The organism is Bacillus sp. HY001 (assembly GCF_007558965.1).
Classification (GTDB): Bacteria; Bacillota; Bacilli; order Bacillales; family Bacillaceae_G; genus Bacillus_A; species Bacillus_A mobilis.
The window spans coordinates 1-3686 of sequence record NZ_VLTE01000081.1 but is presented as its reverse complement, the minus strand read 5'-3'; the positions used below and the strand labels follow the sequence as shown (position 1 = coordinate 3686).

Genomic DNA, 3686 nt, shown 5'->3' with positions numbered 1-3686 from the left:
TGTTATCAAGCATTGCAGAACGTTGGGAAACAAGAGAAAAATATAAAAATAAATATGTAATAGCAAGGAGAAGGGAAACGTATGTATAATATACTTAAACGTCAATATAATTACTTTATCCGAGGAGTGATTCGGATTAACGAAGAAGTACAAAGGGAATTGGACCTATTGGTGCAAAAGATTCGTGAAACTACTGTATCTTCTGTCCAAAAAATCATCCTTTTTGGCTCTCATGCATATGGCACACCAAATGAAGACAGTGATTTTGATCTCTGTATTGTTGTGGAAGGTGTCGGAGAAAGAAAAAGGGAAGTCATTAATCGTATCAATTGGGGTATTTATGATGTTATGGAAACACCAGTTGATATTTTAGTGTATGGACCAGAAGAGTTTCAAGAACGTGCTAGCCGTACCGTTACTATGGAACATAAGATTGCACTAGAAGGGAAGGTCCTATATGAGGTGCGAGACGTTCTCGAGTAAGCAATACGGAAGTATAAGCGACAACGAGGACTGTTCTTAATTGGAAAAACAATCAAAGCAATAAAGAACAGGATAACTGTTCAGATAAGTGGTAGGAATGAAGGAGTAACGCCCCGAAACTACCCCAGTGAGATTCCCAACTGCATACACTAGGCATAGCGTGATGTGGAGAGCAGGGTAAAATATACGGTCACGGTTCGTAGTGCACAACTGTATAACCGAAAGCCAACAGGAGTAATAAACCGGTTGGAACTAACCAAGTACCGTATGCTGTCAACCGACATGGTGAGAATGTGGTAAACCATTGACGAACTTGCGAATGTACGCCTCGAAAAGGACACGGATCAGAAATGATTCGGAGTCTGAAAACAAGACTTGTCTAATGGATTGGGGATATCTCATAATTAACAATCCTAACGTTGTTATAGGCAACGGAGCTAGACACGGGGTATAGCAAGCACCTAAATCGGAGGTCAAAATGACCTTTAAAACAATGATAGTCTGAATGGAACGTCGAAAGCCACCAACGTTGAGAGTAATCTCTATCGGCGGATACAGTTGAATACGAAATGGACAACCAAGGGAAGTATTCTTAATAGTGGTGAGAGTAGTGGCACGACCGTTGAAGGTTCTGTAATGGAACTGGAGGAACAGCCACAAGTCTATATAGTAGGAACTGAAATTTCATCTAATCTTGCATGGATTCTGGTAAGACTCAAAAGGTCACCAAAAATCAATTTGAGAGTAGGTGATAGACCATGAATGGCAATTCTAAGTCCGCGCCAAAGGGGAATAAACTAAGACACAACGAATACTACGGTATTCAACCTGTCCTAGATAACCTATACCAAAAAGCAACAAAGGGAAATTCTTTCAAAAACCTAATGTCTATCATTATATCAGACGAAAATATACTTCTCGCCTACCGCAATATTAAGGGGAATAAAGGAAGTAGAACTGCAGCTTGTGATAATGTAAATATAAAGAATATTGAGGGAATGGAACAAAGCTATTTCTTGAATGAAGTTAAAAGACGCTTTCAAAACTACCAACCGCAGAAAGTAAGACGTAAAGAAATTTCGAAGCCCAACGGACAAACCAGACCCCTGGGAATACCGGCTATGTGGGATAGGATAATCCAACAGTGCATCTTACAAGTCATGGAGCCAATCTGCGAAGCGCACTTCAGTAACCGAAGTTATGGTTTTCGCCCAAACAGAAGTGCTGAACATGCCCTAGCAGATGCATCAGTGCGAGTAAATAAACAAAACCTTACATATGTAGTAGACGTAGACATTAAAGGTTTTTTTGACGAGGTAAATCACGTCAAGCTCATGCGTCAATTATGGACATTGGGTATCCGTGACAAACAACTTCTGGTCATTATCCGAAAAATACTGAAAGCCCCAGTGCAAATGCCTGATGGCACAACAATGTTCCCGACCAAGGGCACCCCACAAGGCGGGATTCTTAGTCCTATACTTGCCAACGTCAATCTTAATGAATTCGACTGGTGGATAAGTAGACAATGGGAGACATTCAAAGCTAAAAAGGTAAAACCGAGATGCATGAGGGGAATTTGGTGCAATGACGTTGTAACGACACAACTCACCAAAACTTCCAAGATGAAACCAATGTACATCGTAAGGTACGCAGATGACTTTAAAATCTTCACAAACACACGTAGTAATGCGGAGAAAATTTTCAAAGCGACTCAAATGTGGTTAGAAGAACGTCTAAAACTGCCTATCTCAGCCGAAAAGTCTAAAGTAACCAATCTGAAAAAGCAACAAAGTGAATTCTTAGGTTTCACCCTCAAAGCTGTAAAGAAAGGTAAAAAGAAGAACGGTGACACACGATACATTGCAGTAACACACGTTTCCCCAAAAGCACTGGAAAAAACAAAACAAGATTTAGCAAAACAAGTGAGAAGAATACAGAAAACCCCAAACTCTAATGAAACAATTAAGAGAATCAGCATATACAACAGCATGGTCATTGGTAAGCACAACTATTATAAAATAGCTACGCATGCCTCCCAGGATTTCAGTAAAATGAACCATAATCTTGACCACATAATGTATAACAGATTCCCTAAGTCAACAACTGGAGGTAAAAGCAATACAAATGGATACACGAATATAGGAGAATATAAAGGAAAAGACAAAGGTATTAAACCATATCTAAAGTCAAAAATGATGAGATTTCTCATGAAACGTCCCATCCTACCAATCTCCTATATTCAACACAAAAACCCGATGATGAAAAAGCAAGTCATTAACAAGTACACCGCAGAAGGACGAGCCCTGATACATAAAAACTTGGCAGACATAACCGAAGCGGAACTGAAATGGTTAAGAGAAAATCCAGTTATAAATGAACGGGCAACCGTAGAATACAATGACAACCGAATTTCTCTTTATGTCGCACAAAAAGGCAAATGCAGTGTAACAGGTGAGAAACTCTTACCTTGGGACATTCATTGTCACCATAAGCGATTATGGAGTGAAACAAAGGACGACAGCTACAAGAACCTTACCATCATCAAACCAAGTGTCCATAGACTAATACACGCAACCAAGATAGAAACCATAAACCAACTACTCAATGAACACAAATTCAATGAGGAACAGTTAGGCAAACTCAATAAATTGCGAAAATTAGTCAAAAACGAGGAAATCTGTATTTAATCACAAAATGAAGTGGAAATGAAACATGAATAACTAGCGTTGTTCGCTTAGAACTTATCATTATTTTGATGAAAAGAAAACTACAATATAGATGGACCGCGGTATGCCGTGAAAGTGGCACGTACCGTGCGGATCGGGGGAAAAGTTGGAGATAGCTTCAAAGACTTACCTATCGACAATAAATATTGAGGATCTAAAAGAGTGGGTATTTATTGCAAAATCTGATTTAGATTCTGCTAGTTACTTAACTCACATGAAGCCTTTCCCTACTGCAATTATTTGTTATCATAGTCAACAATGCGTGGAAAAACTTCTAAAAGGATTTCTTGCACTAAACGGTAAGACAGTTCCAAAAACTCATAACCTTTTAATGCTGCACAAATCGTGTCGGAAATTAGATGAGGAATTCTCATTAATTTTAGAACAGTGCGTGCAGCTAAATGGTTATGCTACAGACATTCGTTATCCGTATTTTGAAGCACTTACTGTTCAAGATGGATTAATCGCTATACA

General features: G+C 39.0%; 3 protein-coding genes. All 3 read left to right on the top strand.

Annotated elements, in window-relative coordinates; genetic code table 11:
- Nucleotides 1-81 precede the first annotated feature (81 nt).
- Nucleotides 82-483, top strand: coding sequence for a nucleotidyltransferase domain-containing protein (locus tag FOT98_RS26535; RefSeq protein ID WP_000282367.1), 402 nt, complete (start codon nucleotides 82-84; stop codon nucleotides 481-483).
- A gap of 758 nt (nucleotides 484-1241) precedes the next feature.
- Nucleotides 1242-3173: a group II intron reverse transcriptase/maturase gene (gene ltrA / locus FOT98_RS26520; protein ID WP_001014145.1), complete on the top strand. Its 1932-nt coding sequence runs from the start codon at nucleotides 1242-1244 to the stop codon at nucleotides 3171-3173.
- A gap of 145 nt (nucleotides 3174-3318) precedes the next feature.
- On the top strand, nucleotides 3319-3686 hold a 368-nt coding region (locus FOT98_RS26515), incomplete at its 3' end, for a HEPN domain-containing protein (RefSeq protein WP_144291183.1).

What these genes read in the sequence shown, in the direction of transcription:
- FOT98_RS26535 (WP_000282367.1), top strand. Translation starts at nt 82, where the DNA reads ATGTATAATATACTTAAACGTCAATATAATTACTTTATCCGAGGAGTG.
- ltrA (WP_001014145.1), top strand. Translation starts at nt 1,242, where the DNA reads ATGAATGGCAATTCTAAGTCCGCGCCAAAGGGGAATAAACTAAGACAC.